Annotated in this window: 14 protein-coding genes; 8 read left to right on the top strand and 6 right to left on the bottom strand. The window is 71.4% G+C overall.

Going from position 1 to position 14,140, the window contains the following annotated elements:
- Positions 1-27: 27 nt before the first annotated feature.
- From ACFYML_RS31015 to ACFYML_RS31000, 4 genes are all read right to left on the bottom strand, one after another.
- Positions 28-1,386 carry a hypothetical protein gene (locus ACFYML_RS31015; protein WP_387423990.1) on the bottom strand — a complete coding sequence of 453 codons (1,359 nt, stop codon included), beginning with the start codon at positions 1,384-1,386 and terminating at the stop codon, positions 28-30.
- Positions 1,383-1,889: a SigE family RNA polymerase sigma factor gene (locus ACFYML_RS31010; protein WP_387423989.1), complete on the bottom strand. Its 507-nt coding sequence runs from the start codon at positions 1,887-1,889 to the stop codon at positions 1,383-1,385. Before ACFYML_RS31010 ends, ACFYML_RS31015 begins: the two co-directional genes overlap by 4 nt.
- Positions 1,890-2,141: 252 nt before the next feature.
- Complete coding sequence (locus ACFYML_RS31005) at positions 2,142-4,250, bottom strand: PQQ-dependent sugar dehydrogenase (RefSeq protein ID WP_387423988.1); 2,109 nt, start codon at positions 4,248-4,250, stop codon at positions 2,142-2,144.
- 38 nt (positions 4,251-4,288) lie between these two features.
- Entirely contained in the window at positions 4,289-5,239 is a 951-nt protein-coding gene (locus ACFYML_RS31000) for a LamG-like jellyroll fold domain-containing protein (RefSeq protein WP_387423987.1), read from the bottom strand.
- Between the two features lie 282 nt (positions 5,240-5,521).
- Between ACFYML_RS31000 and ACFYML_RS30995 the strand changes: the two genes are divergently transcribed.
- From ACFYML_RS30995 to ACFYML_RS30960, 8 genes are all read left to right on the top strand, one after another.
- Positions 5,522-6,556, top strand: a complete 1,035-nt coding sequence (locus ACFYML_RS30995; protein WP_387423986.1) for a LacI family DNA-binding transcriptional regulator — start codon at positions 5,522-5,524, stop codon at positions 6,554-6,556.
- A 68-nt stretch (positions 6,557-6,624) separates the two neighbouring features.
- Complete coding sequence (locus tag ACFYML_RS30990) at positions 6,625-6,933, top strand: hypothetical protein (RefSeq protein WP_387423985.1); 309 nt, start codon at positions 6,625-6,627, stop codon at positions 6,931-6,933.
- Positions 6,934-6,977: 44 nt separating this feature from the next.
- Positions 6,978-7,262: a hypothetical protein gene (locus ACFYML_RS30985; RefSeq protein WP_073833067.1), complete on the top strand. Its 285-nt coding sequence runs from the start codon at positions 6,978-6,980 to the stop codon at positions 7,260-7,262.
- A gap of 126 nt (positions 7,263-7,388) precedes the next feature.
- Complete coding sequence (locus tag ACFYML_RS30980; protein ID WP_387423984.1) at positions 7,389-8,018, top strand: maleylpyruvate isomerase family mycothiol-dependent enzyme; 630 nt, start codon at positions 7,389-7,391, stop codon at positions 8,016-8,018.
- Between the two features lie 64 nt (positions 8,019-8,082).
- Positions 8,083-8,550: an HNH endonuclease gene (locus ACFYML_RS30975; RefSeq protein WP_387423983.1), complete on the top strand. Its 468-nt coding sequence runs from the start codon at positions 8,083-8,085 to the stop codon at positions 8,548-8,550.
- Between the two features lie 330 nt (positions 8,551-8,880).
- A complete protein-coding gene (gene helR, locus ACFYML_RS30970) occupies positions 8,881-11,028 on the top strand; it encodes an RNA polymerase recycling motor ATPase HelR (RefSeq protein ID WP_387424012.1) in 2,148 nt (715 codons plus the stop codon).
- Positions 11,029-11,318: 290 nt separating this feature from the next.
- A complete protein-coding gene (locus tag ACFYML_RS30965; RefSeq protein WP_387423982.1) occupies positions 11,319-11,831 on the top strand; it encodes a DUF5946 family protein in 513 nt (170 codons plus the stop codon).
- A 168-nt stretch (positions 11,832-11,999) separates the two neighbouring features.
- A complete protein-coding gene (locus ACFYML_RS30960; protein WP_387423981.1) occupies positions 12,000-12,518 on the top strand; it encodes a DUF5946 family protein in 519 nt (172 codons plus the stop codon).
- A 57-nt stretch (positions 12,519-12,575) separates the two neighbouring features.
- Here the strand turns inward: ACFYML_RS30960 and ACFYML_RS30955 are convergent, their stop codons facing one another.
- Together ACFYML_RS30955 and ACFYML_RS30950 are read right to left on the bottom strand one after the other, a co-directional pair.
- Positions 12,576-13,721 carry an RNA polymerase sigma factor gene (locus ACFYML_RS30955; protein ID WP_387423980.1) on the bottom strand — a complete coding sequence of 382 codons (1,146 nt, stop codon included), beginning with the start codon at positions 13,719-13,721 and terminating at the stop codon, positions 12,576-12,578.
- Entirely contained in the window at positions 13,718-14,122 is a 405-nt protein-coding gene (locus ACFYML_RS30950) for a YciI family protein (RefSeq protein WP_387423979.1), read from the bottom strand. Before ACFYML_RS30950 ends, ACFYML_RS30955 begins: the two co-directional genes overlap by 4 nt.
- Positions 14,123-14,140: the final 18 nt, after the last annotated feature.

The following is a 14,140-nucleotide window of genomic DNA, read 5'->3' as shown; positions in this document are numbered from 1 at the left end:
GGGAGATGCGCCGGGCGGTGGCTGCGGCTATGCCAACCGGGCGCGTCGGGTTCGTCTCCGGCGCCACAGCAGGAACGCGGCGCCGAGGACGACGACGCCCACGACGGCGTTCAGGACCATCGGCCAGGGGCCGCGGTGCGGGCGACCGGCGTGCCGCACCGTCAGATCGGCCAGCAGTCCGGTGGCCAGGTGCAGGTCGAAGACCTGACATCCCTGGGTGCCGAGTTCGCAGGTGCTGCCGGTGTCGAAGCGCGACAGGGTCCGGCGGGTGCCGGCGCCGAGGTGCACCTCGACCAGCGCCACCTGGCCCGCGGCGTTGAGGGTCGCGACGACCACGCCGTCCGCCGAGCGCCAACCGAGCAGTTGCACCACGTCCGGGACCGGCGCGGGTGCCGTGCCGCCACCGGAGACGGGCACGAACTCGACGTCACCGGCCTTCCACAGGAAGGTGCCGTGGCTGGTGTTGCCGCCGGAGGTGCCGTTGAACGGCCCGTCCATGAGCCACGGCACGGTGGCGAGGAACGTGCCGTCCGGCGACCAGCCGACGTCGGCGGCCAGCTCGCGTCCACGCGGGATCGGCACGCTGCCGTGCTCGCGGCCGTCGACGTCGACGAGGTGGGCCGTCTGGGCGACCTGCACGGCGAGCCGGCGGCTGTCCGGCGCGAACGCCGCCGTCCACGCCGGCTTGATCGCCGGCAGCTCCGTGCTGCGCCCCGTCGACAGGTCGAGCAGCCGCAGCGTGCCGGTGCGGGCCACCTGGGCCTCGACGACGTTGACGGTGCCGAACTCGTCCGTCCGGATGACGGGTGCGGCGCTGTACGCGACGTGACGGCCGTCGGGCGACCAGGCCAGCAGTCGCACGCCGACCGGGTCGCCGAGCGGGATCGACCGGCGCTTGCCCGTGGTCAGGTCGACGAGGATCAGGTCGGCGGTCGCGCCGCGGTCGTCGCCGAGCAGCACTCGGGTGCCGTCCGGGGCGAGCAGCGCCGACGGGCGGTCCCGCTCCTCCATGGCGTCGACCCGCCGGTAGGTGTCCCCGTCGGCCCCGACGACCAACGACTGGAACATGTTGAACGCCTCGCCGTTGCCGTAGCCGTAGAGGGCGATCGCGCGGCCGGGCGGAGCCGACGCGACGGTGCTGGTGAGGATCGAGTACCCGGCGAAGCGGTCCGGCAGGCTCGGCTTCGTCGACGGGGCTGCCGGCTGGACGGGGAGCGGGACGCCGGGCACCACCAGGACGGCCAGGAGCACGACGACCGCCCAGGCAGCGGCGACGCCGATCCGCTGGCGCCGGACCGAGCGGCGGCCCCGGACGAGCACGGTGTCCAGGTAGCCGGGCGGCAACGGCGGCGGATCATCCGGCAGGGTGCTGAACAGGTCTCTCATCGCGCGTCCGACCCTCCCGGCACGTAGTTCGGCAGCAGGCGGCGCAGCGCCGCGATGGCGTACGAGGTCTGGCTCTTGACGGTCCCGGCCGAGCAGCCCAGCACGGCGGCGGTCTGCGCGACGTCCAGGTCCTCCCAGTACCGCAGGACCAGCACCGCGCGCTGCCCGCGGGACAGCTTGGTGAGCGCGGCGAGCAGGTCGACGCGGTGGTCGGCGCCGGCCAGCGGCGCCGTCGAGGGGGCGATCACGTCGGCCACCGGCCGGACCCGGCGGGTCCAGGACCGTTCCCGCTCGGCCAGGTACGCGTGGACCAACATCGCCCGGACGTACGCGTCGAGCGAGTCCGCCGCCGTCGCCTTCCGCCAGTGCCGGTACAGCGCGACGAGGCACTCCTGCACCAGGTCGTCGGCGGCCGACCACTGCCCGCACAGCCGGTACGCCAGCTGGCGCAGCCACAGCATGCGTGCCTGGACGTACTCGACGTACTCTCGTTCACTCCGCAACCCGGCCTCCCACCACACTAAGAGTGGCCCGGGACCCGTTTCGGTTGTGGCGCCGCTGGACGAGGTTCGGTCCAGGATGACCCGGTGCGTGTCACGATTGGCGCCCGACCGGCCATGGCGACGTGCCGCTTTCACCGAACTCGACGTCGCTGCGCTCAATGACGTCGGGACCAACGATTCCTACCAGTTCGGCGCCCCGAGACGCGGTGGGGGCGGCGGCGCGGATGCGCCGCCGCCCCCGCTGGGCGTTGGTCAGGCCGCCGGCGTGCCGGTGACCGTGAACAGACGGGTACGGCCGATGTTGTCGAACGAGCCGAAGCCCACCCGACCGGAGCCGAAGGTGGTGTCCTTCGCGGTCAGCAGCGGGTCCTTGGCGTTGTCGACGTAGACGGCGATCTCACCGGTGGCGGGCAGGTGCACGACCCGCACCTTGTGCCAGTCGGCGTCGGTGATCGCCGGGTTGGCGCCGCGGGAGCGGCCGTTCCACTGGTGGTCGATGCGTTCCCGGTCGGCGTTGTTGACCTTGAAGATGCCGTTGTGCGGGTAGATCGTGTTGTCGGTCGACAGGTGCGCGTAGTAGTACTGCGTGTCCGACTGCCAGCCGAAGACGATGATGATGTCCCGGTTGGTGACCTCCACGGGCGTGTCGAGGCGTACCCGGGCGTCGATCTGCACCGACGACCAGGCTGCCGGGCCCTTGTTGAGGAGGGCGTACTCGAACGGGCGGCGGGGGCCGGGGCGGCTCACGCCGGCCTCGGCGAGGATCACCTGGTCGCCGTCGAACTGCCACTTGGCCGGGGTCACCGGGGTCCAGTTCTCGGCGCCGCCGGTGTGGACGACCTTGGTCTTGCCCACGTCGCCCTTCGCCACCTTCTTGGTGCCGACCACCTTCCAGATCTTCCCGTTGGCCTTGGCCACGATGTAGATCTCACCGGCCGCGTCGGTGCCGAAACGAAGGTCGACGCGGTTCGGGTCGCCGGGCGCACCGGGGGCGGACAGGTCCTGCATCCGCACCAGGTCGCCGGCGGTGGTGTAGAGCGCGAGCCGGTGGATCGTGGCCAGCCCCTCACCGCGGCGCATCTCGTTGGCCTCGGTGTAGAGGATGGTGCCGGCGACGAGGTCACCGAAGACGTACTTGCCGATCAGGGCCGGCAGGGTGTGGCCGCGGTAGACGAAGCCGCCCGCCACCGCGACGCCCACGTCGGAGGTGCAGTTCCAGCCCGGGGCCGGGTTGTGGTCGTACGCGGCGACCGGGTAGGTGTAGCCGTACTTCGCGTCGTCGGCCGGCAGCGGGTAGAGCTTGTCGCACGGCTTGGTCGCGGTCTTGTCGAAGACCCACGAGCCCTCGCGCTCGCTCCAGCCGAAGTTGTCCCCGGCCCGAACCTCGTAGATCGACTCGATGGCGTGCTCGCCGATGTGGCCCAGGAACATCCGGCCGGTGGCCCGGTCCCAGCTGAACCGGTGCGGGTCGCGGAAGCCCACCGCGTAGATCTCGCCGAGCGCGCCGTCCCGACCGACGAACGGGTTGTCGGCCGGGATCCCGTACCGGCCGTTGGGCGCGTTGGTGCCCTGCGGGTCGATCCGCAGCAGCTTTCCGTGCGGCATGCCCATGTTCTGCGGGTCGCCGTTGCGGTAGCCCTGCCCGCCGTCACCGACCGCGAGGTAGAGCATGCCGTAGTCCGCGTCGTCCGGCTTCGCGGTCGGGTTGAAGTTGATCTCCTGGATGCCGTGGATCTGGCCGCCGAAGCCGATGCGCAGCAGCTCCCGGTGGGTGCCGGAGAAGGTGTCCGCGGCCGGGTCGGTGGCCGTCCACTCGGTGATGACGCCCTGGTAGATGGTGTTCGGCTGGGCGTAGTCCGGGGTCCGGGTGGCGAGCGAGGCCTGCTCGGTGTGGATGGTGTAGAAGCGGCCGTTGTGCCCGAAGTCCGGGTGGAACGCGACGTACCCGAAGCCCTGGCCGAGGCCGCGGCCGGAGAAGAACTGCGGCGCGAAGGTCGCGGCCACGTCGAGGTAGACGTGCGGCACACCGTTCTCGACGAAGTAGAGGTTGCCGTTGAGGTCCGGCACGGCGCGGCGGCCGGAGCCGTCGGGCAGTTCGTTGATGGTGTTGATCCGGGCCTTACGGACCAGCCGCTGGTCGACGGGGGCCGGGTTCGGGTTCGACTGCGGGAAGCTGGCGTACTCCTGCAGGACCAGGCCCAACTGGGACTGGATCGGCGACTCGGGGATCGGGTCGTAGACGGCGCCGGCGGCCCGGGCGGGTCCGGCGACCAGGGTGGACAGGACGAGGGTGGCGGCAGTGACCCCGGCGGTAAGGGCGGCTCTACGGAGCCTGCCGGTGCTGCCAGCGCGAATGAACACGCGGGTTCTCCTTCTCGGTGGGACGGACCGAGGAACGGTCAGCGGGCCATGTAGCGGTACTGCTTGGCGATGTCGCTCGCCGGGATCACGCTGTCGAGGAACATGAGCCCGTCCATGCGGCAGTCGCACGGGTTGCGCTCGAGGTTGTTCTGCGGGAAGCTCCCGCCGATCTTGATTCCGCGCGGGTCGGTGGCACTGGTGACGTGCGGGCCGGGCCCGGACACCTTCCACGGGTCACCGGCGACGGTGTAGAAGCCGTCGACCGGCTCGCCGTTGCGGTAGAGCGCCATGGTGCCGGTGGTGAAGTCGTAGGTGGCGGCGAGGTGCACCCACTCCCCCTTCGGCAGCAGGGTGCGCCAGTCCTCACTCGCCGCGAACGTCTGCGAGGATCCGCCGTCGAGGCGCCGGCCGAGCGCGACCAGGCGCAGCTCACCGTTGACGTCGATCAGCTCGAGCAGGGCCCGCACCCCGTGTCCGTCGGAGTCGCCGGTCAGCACGCCGGCCAGGCCGATCGCGTTGTACCGGTCGGTCGGGTTGGCGGTGGTGGAGTTCGGTGCCGGGCCGTCCATCTCCCGCTTGAACCAGCCCATCACCGTCGTACCCTCGGCGCCGCTGAACGGGCGCAGCGTCCGTACGCCGCTGGACGACCAGATGCCGGCCTTCCAGTCGTCGTTGCCGGCGACCTCCGGGTTGACCTGCCGGGTCTGCAGCGCGTTGCCGCTGTTCTTGTACGCCTGGTCGGGCACCCGCATGTCCGCGCCGCCGTTGACCAGTTCGATCTCGGTGCCCGAGCGGCCGAGGTCCCGTTCGAGCGCGGCGTCGCCGGGCATCGGGTGGTCGAAGTCGTAGAACGCGACCAGGTGCGACCACAGGGCGGGGTGGACGTCGTGCGGGCCGGGCCGGTCGGCCTGGGCGGGGCTCGCGCTGGCTGTCAGGGCCAGGCCCAGCAGGGCGGTGGCCGCGATGGCGGCCCTTCTGCTTCTTCTCATTTGGACGGTGCTCCGTTCGTCGGTGCGTGGTGGTCGCTGACGAAAGCGCTTACGTGAGGCGCGGGACCGTGCTCTGGTCACTGGAGTTGGAGGTACGTCTGGACAGGACTGAGGGCCGCCCGGGCCGCTGGCCGGGCGAGGTCACGCTCGCCGGACGGCGGTCGGGCAGCGGCGGTGCCGCGCGTACGAAAGCGCTTACGAAAGCGCTTACGTACTCTATGCTGTGCCTTACGCCACAGGCAAGAGCGCGGTGCGGATCAATGTGACGTCAGGAGTTCGTGGATGCCCAAACCCGGTGCCCGGCTGCGCCTCGTCGACGTGGCGGAACGCGCCGGCGTCTCGCTGGCGACCGCCTCCCGCGCCCTGGCCGGCCGCGAGGGCGTCAGCGAGGAGGTCGCCGACCGGGTCCGGCAGGTCTCCCGCGAGCTCGGCTACGTCGCCAACCCCTACGCCCGCACCCTCGCCGGCGGCGCCAGCTCCACCGTCGGCCTGATCGTCCACCAGATCGACGACCCCTACTTCTCGGAGATCGCCAGCGGGGTCGTCGAGGTCGCCGCCGAGGAGGGGCTGCTGGTCCAGATCGCCCACTCCGGCCGCGACCCGGAGAACGAACTGCGCCAGCTGCGGCACCTGATCGCCCAGCGGGTCGGCATCATCCTGATCGCCGGGTCCGGCTACGACGACCCGCGCGTGGAGGGCGAGGCGCGCACCGAACTCGCCGCGTTCCAGCGCGCCGGCGGCCGGGTCGCCGTCATCGGCCGGCACGCCCTCGGCGTCGACGCCGTCGTGCCCGACAACGAGGCCGGCGGTCGGGCGATCGGCGCACACCTGCTGGGACTCGGCCATCGGCGGATCGCCGTGGCCGCCGGTACGCCGGGACTGACCACGGTGGCCGACCGGCTCGCCGGGGTCGCCGCCGCGCTGTCCGCGCACGGGCTCTCGCTCGACGAACTGCCCGTCGTGCACTCCGACTTCACCCGCGACGGTGGCCGGGTGGCCGCCGAGCGGATCCTGCACCAGCACCCGGACAGCACCGCGATCATCGCGCTCAACGACGCGATGGCGATCGGCGTGCTGTCCATCCTGCGGGCCCGGCGCATCCCGGTGCCCGAGCAAATGTCGGTGGTCGGCTTCGACGACGTGTCGGTCGCCGCCGACCTCGCCCCGAGCCTCACCACGGTACGCCTGCCGATGACCGAAATGGGACGGATGGCCCTCACCCTCGCCCTCAAGCCCAGGTCGACCCGCCCTCGCCGCCGGCCCACCGGCCACACCCTGGTCGTCCGCGACTCGACCGGCCCCGCGCCGGCCGGCTGACCGGGCCGGGCACGGCGACAAACCGGCAGCGGCGGGTTTCCCGGCCCGAGCCGGGGGAAGGCACCGGCATGGCCGAATCTTTCGTGGATGAGGACCTGGCGACGCTGCGCGCCATCGCGTACGCCGCCGGGATCCCGGGTGGCGAGCGGATGTCGCACGACGAGCTCGTCACCGCGCTGCGCCGGGCCGGCCTGTCCGAACCGACCGGCGGGCCGATCGACACCAGCCTGGCCGATCCCGGCGATCCGGGCACGGACGAGGGCATATACCACGGCCAGGGGGTGGGTCGCCGCGAGTCCTCAGGTGGTCCGGCTGCCCAGACGGCGGCACCACGACCGGGCCCGCCCGGGCCGGGTCGGCCGGCCATCGGCCGCTGACCGGCACCGCCGGCCAGCTCGACAGCCAGCACACGGGAGGCGACATGAGCGACGACATCAAGCGCGTGGCGAAGTCCCGAGCCGATCACCTGGGGGGCGAGACCGCGCACCAGCGCCTGGACGAACGCGGTGTGACCCGGGGCCGTACCGGTGATTCCCGCACCGCCGGCCCACCGGACGGCACCGGCATCGCCGCCGGGGTGGAGGGCATGCCCCGCAGCGACCTCAACCTGGGTGACGAGAGCACCGGCGGCCGGGCCGCCGAGCAGGCGATCGGCGCCCTGCCCGAGGAGTCCGGCACCGAGATCGAAGACCGCACCGAGCGGTGAGGGTGCAGTCCGGGGCGGCCTCGCGCGAGGCCGCCCCGGCGCACGTCCAAACCCGACCTGGACTGAAGGTCGGGCGGCCGGACGCCAGGGCGGCGTGCGGTGCGATTGGCCGGTAGCGTCGCCGGAGTGGCTCTTCTGGACATGGTCGCGGCGGAACGACGCCGATTCGCCGACCTGATCGACTCGCTGACGCCGGAACAACTGGACACGCCCAGCCTCTGCGGAGAGTGGACGGCCAAGGAGGTGGCGGGCCACCTGATCGCCCCGTTCGCCACGCCTCCCCGCTGGCTTCTGCCGCTGATCCTGCGCAGTCGCTTCAACCTGCACCGGGCCAACGCCGAGCTGGCCCGCAGGATCGCCCGGCGGCCGGCCGCCGAACTGGTGGCCGAGCTGCGGCGCAACGAACGCAACCCGTTCAAGCCGCCCGTGGTCGGCCTCTTCGGCCAGCTCACCGACCTGCAGGTGCATGGCCAGGACGTACGCCGCCCGCTCGGCCTGCCGCACGAGCTCGACCCGGATCACGCCCGGACCTCGCTCGACTTCCTGGTCAGCCGCCGGTCGGTGGCGTTCGGGCCGCGCCGGCACCGGGCCGGGCTACGGTTCGCGGCCACCGACCTGGACTGGGCCCGGGGTGACGGGCCGGAGGTCCGGGGCACGGCGGAGGCGTTGTTGCTGGCCCTCACCGGGCGACTGGTCGTCCTGCCCGAGTTGGCCGGCGAGGGCGCGGAGATCCTACGCGCCCGCTCGACCCGGTGAGCGCCTGACCACGCCGACCCGCGCGCGAGCGACCGACGTCAGCGGAGCCCTCTACCCTCACGACGTGCTGTCGCAGATCAAGGGCTTGTCTCGCCATTTCACCGAGGAGACGCTCCGGACCTACCTGCTGGACCGCTCAGTCCGCCGGGAAGACGGCTGCCTCGTCGTGCGTGGCTACGGCAACCAGCGCGGCGTATACCAGAAGGTGGCGGGTCGGGCGTGGGCCCACATCGCCGCGTTCGTCGTCTTCGTCGGCGACTACGATCCTGCGCTGGATGTTCACCACGCCTGCGGTGTGCCGGACTGTATCGAGCCCACCCACCTGCGTCAGGTCGGTCATGGCGAGAACCGCCGCAACCGGAAACAGCAACCTCAGTGCCGCAACGGACACGACCGCGAAATCGATCCCCGCACCGGCCGCTATCGCAAGGTCTGCCGGCGCTGCAACAGCGATGCGCAGAAGCGGTGGCGCGACCGGCAAGCCCGCCAGGTCGCCGAGGCCCGCGCCAGCTACGGCCGCCCAACGGATTGACAGGCGGACCTCCACCCAGCTGGTGGAGAACGGCGGCTGACGCTCTTGGCGATGCCGTCGCGCAGAATGCTGCCGCTTCGCGAGGAGATGACCCATCCACCGTGGGCGATAAATAGAAAGGACAGGGAGAGCACTACTCCCTGCCACTATCAACATATAGCGCACTGGGGGGCTTGCGGCAAGACCCCGGTCATGCCGCAGAATCGCCGGCCGAGGCCAGAACTTGACGAAATGGGAACCGCGAAATGCGAGCGTTGTTGTTGTCGACGTATTGCGCGGGCACCACGACGACGGCCGCGGCCTCAGATCGGAGCTGATGACGTGACCCCGCTGACCACCAGCGCGTTTGATCTTCCCGACCACCTCTCCCCCAAGGCCGACCCGGCGCTCATCGCCGGCGACGAGCAGCATTTCGCCGCCATCGCGGAGAGCCTTGAGCAGACGATCGCCGACCTGTCCGGCCGTCTCGATGCCGAACTCAAGGCGCCCGGCGGCAAAGGCCGGCAGGCGCTGGACCGGGACCAGGCGATCCACCGGCTGACCGCTCGCCTGCGCGCCCTGCGCCGCTTCAGCCGGGACCTGTGCCTGGGCCGCATGGTCAGCGCAGACGACCCCGAGCCCGGGTACGTCGGACGACTCGGCCTCACGGACGGTGCGGGTCGCCGCCTGCTGGTCGACTGGCGCTCCCCCGCGGCCGAGCCGTTCTTCGCAGCGACCCACGCCAACCCCATGGGTCTGGCGAGCCGCCGCAGGTATCGCTGGACCCGCGGCCGGATCACCGACTACTGGGACGAGGTGTTCACCCCGGACGGGTTCGAAGGGCACGCCGCGCTCGACGACCAGTCCGCCTTCATCGCCAGCCTGGGCGGCAACCGGTCGGCCCGGATGCGGGACGTGCTCGGCACCATCCAGGCCGACCAGGACGCGATCATTCGCGCGGGATCCGCCGGCGCTCTCGTCGTCGACGGCGGCCCCGGTACGGGGAAGACCGTCGTCGCCCTGCACCGCACCGCGTACCTCCTCTACTCCGACCCTCGCCTCGGTCACCGCCGGGGCGGCGTGCTGTTCGTCGGCCCGCACCAGCCCTACCTGGCGTACGTCTCCGACGTCCTCCCCAGCCTCGGCGAGGAGGACGTGCAGACCTGCACGCTGCGGGACCTCGTCCCCGAGGGCGCCGCAGCCAAGATCGAGGTCGACCCGGAGGTGGCCGCGCTGAAGTCGTCCGCCGACATGGTCAAGGCGATCGAAGCGGCCGTACGGTTCTACGAGGAGCCGCCCGCGAAGGGGATGACGGTCGCGACCGAATGGTCCGAGATCCGGCTGAGCGCCGACGACTGGGCGGAGGCGTTCGAGGCGCCGGATCCGGGCACGCCGCACAACGAGGCGCGCGAGCAGATCTGGGACGCGCTGCTCACGATCCTGCTCGAGAAGTACGACGGCGACGAGCCGGAGGCCCAGTTCCGCGCGTCGATGGAGCGGAACCGGGAACTGCGCACGGTCTTCCACCGCGCGTGGCCGCTGCTCGACGCGGCCGACCTCGTCGGCGACCTCTGGTCGGTCCCCGCCTACCTACGCAGATGCGCCCCCTGGCTCAGCACGGACGCCATCCGCAAGCTCCAGCGCGCGGACGCCCAGGCGTGGACGGTGTCTGACCTGCCGTTGCTGGACGCCGCGCGGCAGCGGCTCGGCGATGCGGAGGCCGCTGAGCGCCGGCGCCGGCATGACGCCGCCGCCTCCGTCGGACGCGAGCAGATGGCCCAGGTCGTCGACGACCTGATCGCCTCCGCCGCGTACGACGACGGCGAGGGCCTGATGACCATGCTGCACCAAGGGGACCTGCAGGACGCCCTGGCCGACGGCGTCGCCCCGCCGCCCGCCCACGACCCGGATGTGCTCGCCGGCCCGTTCGCGCACATCGTCGTCGACGAGGCTCAGGAACTGACCGACGCGGAGTGGCAGATGTTGCTGCTCCGCTGCCCGTCCCGCAGCTTCACCATCGTCGGGGACCGCGCCCAGGCCAGGCACGGGTTCACGGAGTCGTGGCAGGAGCGGCTCGAGCGGCTCGGGTTCGACCGGATCAACCTGGCCTCCCTGAGCATCAACTACCGGACGCCGAAAGAGGTCATGGCGGAAGCCGAGCCGGTCATCCGGGCCGTGCTCCCGGACGCCAACGTGCCGACCTCTATCCGCAGCGGTGATGTCCCCGTCGTACACGGATCTGTTTCGGATCTGGGTTCGATCCTCGACACCTGGCTCGCCGCGCACGCCGACGGGATCGCCTGCGTCATCGGCGATCCCGCGTTCCGGGCGACGTCCCGCGTCCGGTCGCTGACCCCGGAGCTGTCGAAGGGGCTGGAGTTCGACCTGGTCGTCCTCGTCGCCCCCGAGGGATTCGGCAACGGCATCGAAGGCGCGGTCGACCGCTATGTCGCGATGACCCGAGCGACCCAGCAACTCGTCATCCTCACCAGACCCTGACCACGTGTCGGCCTGGGCTTGATCGGCGGCGCACAACGGGCCCAGGCCGCACGCCTCCTGTGCCAGGTCGGATTTACACCAGGCTCATTCCTTACGCCAAAGAACTGTCATTATGATGCACTGGCATCTTGTCCGGATCTGTCCGTTTCAATTAACGGATTACCGATAACTCCAATCCGATAATCCGGCCGGGGTGGAGGGCCCGCCGACGAACGTGCCACGAACCCCGTCGACTCCGTGGGGATGATGTGGTTGACCCTGACGCAACGGGCGGCTCTACGGTGCTTGCCATGGAACGCTGTGGTTGTGGGGGCCTGGTAGCGGTCGAGGGTGGGCCGCAGCATCCGTACATGGAGTCTGCGCCCGCGCGCTGGCGGATGTACGGCGAGCTCACCGTCCGCCTGCTGGCGCTGGGCCCGGCTGCGGCGCAACCGTCTCACGTCGACTGCTTCGCGACCCAGCACACGGGAGGCGCCGACAGCGACCGGCGTCAGCGTTCCTCGATAGCCGTGCACCTGGTCGCGCTGTGTGCGCGCATCGAGCGCGGCATCCCCGCCGCACAGCTGCAGCGATTGCGCCCGCGCGTCAGCGCCACCGTCCTGCCCGCACTTGGCAAGGACGACTGGCCCCTGCTCACGCCGCCTGATGATTACGGGGAACTGACCGTCGCGGTGCTGTGGAACCTGCCCGACGACGAGTTCGGCCCGAGCCTCGCGGACTGGCCGAGCTGCGTCTGGTCCGCCTGGGCGCACCAACACGCCACAGTCCGGGTGTGGACCGACGCTCTGTTGGAGGCCCTATGAGGTACCGGCCGCTCCACGCAGTGCCGAGCGCCGTGCGTCCAGGGCACCTCCGGCGTGCTCACACACTTCGACCACCACGTCAACGTCGGCGGCAGGCGGGCAGCACGTGACCCCCCGACGCGCCACCGCACGTCCAGTCCCTCGACGCGTTGCGCCCTTGGAGGCGGCATGAGCCTGATCACCTGCCCCGGATGCGGCCTGACCCACACCGACCGAGGCCTGCCGGTCGTGCCCAACCGGGCTGCGACCGGGGAGTGCGTGGCCGAGGCCGGGGCGGTGCAGGCCGCGTTCTACGCGCCGGACCTGCTGGGATACAGGCAGTACGTCGTCGATGCCTACGCGTGCCTGCACGCGGACCCGAGCACCCGGATCGGGGTGCAGACCACCGCGCTGTGCCTGATGACCATGGACCTCTACCTCGAGTGCGGGCAGCCGGTCTCGGAGGGGGCGTCCATGCACCAGGAGATGATGCGGACTCATCCGGACATCTTCACGCCCCTGGCGGCACCGGATCTCGATGGAGTCCTGACGCACCGGCACCTCCTCGATGCGCCACACAGCCAGTACGCGGCCCTGGCCGCCGAGTGGGCTCGCTCGGTGTGGGACGCCTGGTCGGGCCACCACGCGCAGGTCCGGGCCTGGAACCAGCTGCTCGTCCCTCGCCGGGTCACCGGACGCTCGGTGTGAACGAACGCCGAGTCAGGCGCGACGGACGTGGATTCATCCGCGCCGCCGGCCGTTGACTCACGGACGCAGCAGTTGCCGCACCCGGGCGGCCTCTCGAGTGAGGTGGTCGCGCTCCGGCACGCTGGTAGCGGCGCGGGAGGCCTCGGCATAAAGTTCGGCGGCGTGCTCGAGGTCGCCGGCGCGTTCGTGCAGGTATGCCGTCACCGCGGCGTAGCGGGGCAGGTCGGGGTTCACGTGAGCCAGCGCCGCCAGGCCGGCCTGCGGTCCGTCGGCCTCCCCGACGGCCACTGCACGGTTGAGCCGCACCACCGGGCTGCCGGTGATGAGCAGCAGTTCGTCGTACCACTCCACGATCTGCACCCAGTCCGTCTCGGAGGTGCTCCGGGCGTCCGCGTGCAGGGCGGCGATCGCGGCCTGTGCCTGGTATTCGCCCAGCCGGTCGCGGGCCAGCGCGGCCTGCAAGATCGTCACCCCCTCGGTGATCAGGCCGGTGTCCCAACGCGATCGGTCCTGCTCACCGAGCGGCACCAGGCGACCTCCGGGGCCGGTGCGGGACGCGCGGCGCGCATGGTGCAGCAGCATGAGCGCGAGCAGCCCCGCGACCTCGGGCTCGTCGGTCAAGGCGACGAGCTGGCGGGTGAGACGGATCGCCTCGGCCGCCAGGTCGACGTTTCCGCCGTACCCCTCGTTGAAGACGAGGTAGAGCACCCGTAGCACCGTCCCGAGATCGCCGGGCTGGTCGAGCGGCAGCCCCGCGATCCGCCGCTTGGCCCGGCTGATCCGCTGCGCCATGGTCGCCTCGGGGACGAGGTATGCCGCCGCGATCTGCCGCGTGGTCAGGCCACCGACCGCGCGCAGCGTCAAGGCGACGGCCGAGGCTGGCGGCAGGGTGGGGTGCGCACACAGGAAGTAGAGCCGCAGCGTGTCGTCCGTGGCGGGCGCCGGACCGGCGGGAGGCTCGACCTCCACGGCGAGTTCCCGCCCCCGCCGCGACGCCTCGGCACGGGCGGCGTCGAGGAACCTTCGCCACCCGACGGCGACGAGCCATGCCTTCGGATCGCGCGGTGGATCATCCGGCCAGCTGTCCAGCGCCCGGATCAGGGCCTCCTGCACGGCATCCTCGGCCGACGCGAAGTCCGCTCCGCGCCGGACGAGGACACCGATCACCGCGGGCACAAGCTCCCGCAGCAGCGATTCGTTCACTCGGTCACCGTGGGCGACTCGGTGAGAAACGGTCGCACCTCGAGCCACTCGTGGATCGGCTCGCCGCCGGCCCCGGGAGCGGCGGACAGCTCCCCCGCCAACTGGACCGCGCGGTCCCAAGACTCCACGTCGATGACCATCCAGCCGGCGATGAGGTCCTTGGTCTCGGCGAACGGACCATCGGTCACCGGTGGGCGCCCCTCGCCGTCATACCGCACGAACGCGCCCTCGGGCGACAGTGCCTGTCCGTCGACGAACTCACCCGTGTCCTCCAAGCGGGCAGCGAAGTCGCGCATGAACTGCACATGCGCGTCGACCTCCTCCGGCGTCCACTGGTCCATCGGCACGTCGTTGACCGCAGCCGGGGCGCCGCGGTAGTGCTTCAGCAGCAGGTACTTCATGGTGGTCCTCCTTCGTCG

The organism is Micromonospora sp. NPDC007230, from assembly GCF_042869115.1.
Lineage (GTDB): Bacteria > Actinomycetota > Actinomycetes > Mycobacteriales > Micromonosporaceae > Micromonospora.
The sequence above is the reverse complement of the archived record's forward strand: the minus strand, read 5'-3'. Positions and strand labels throughout refer to the sequence as shown.

What these genes read in the sequence shown, in the direction of transcription:
- ACFYML_RS31015 (WP_387423990.1), bottom strand. Translation starts at nt 1,386, where the DNA reads ATGAGAGACCTGTTCAGCACCCTGCCGGATGATCCGCCGCCGTTGCCG.
- ACFYML_RS31000 (WP_387423987.1), bottom strand. Translation starts at nt 5,239, where the DNA reads ATGAGAAGAAGCAGAAGGGCCGCCATCGCGGCCACCGCCCTGCTGGGC.
- ACFYML_RS30995 (WP_387423986.1), top strand. Translation starts at nt 5,522, where the DNA reads ATGCCCAAACCCGGTGCCCGGCTGCGCCTCGTCGACGTGGCGGAACGC.
- ACFYML_RS30990 (WP_387423985.1), top strand. Translation starts at nt 6,625, where the DNA reads ATGGCCGAATCTTTCGTGGATGAGGACCTGGCGACGCTGCGCGCCATC.
- ACFYML_RS30985 (WP_073833067.1), top strand. Translation starts at nt 6,978, where the DNA reads ATGAGCGACGACATCAAGCGCGTGGCGAAGTCCCGAGCCGATCACCTG.
- ACFYML_RS30965 (WP_387423982.1), top strand. Translation starts at nt 11,319, where the DNA reads ATGGAACGCTGTGGTTGTGGGGGCCTGGTAGCGGTCGAGGGTGGGCCG.
- ACFYML_RS30960 (WP_387423981.1), top strand. Translation starts at nt 12,000, where the DNA reads ATGAGCCTGATCACCTGCCCCGGATGCGGCCTGACCCACACCGACCGA.
- ACFYML_RS30950 (WP_387423979.1), bottom strand. Translation starts at nt 14,122, where the DNA reads ATGAAGTACCTGCTGCTGAAGCACTACCGCGGCGCCCCGGCTGCGGTC.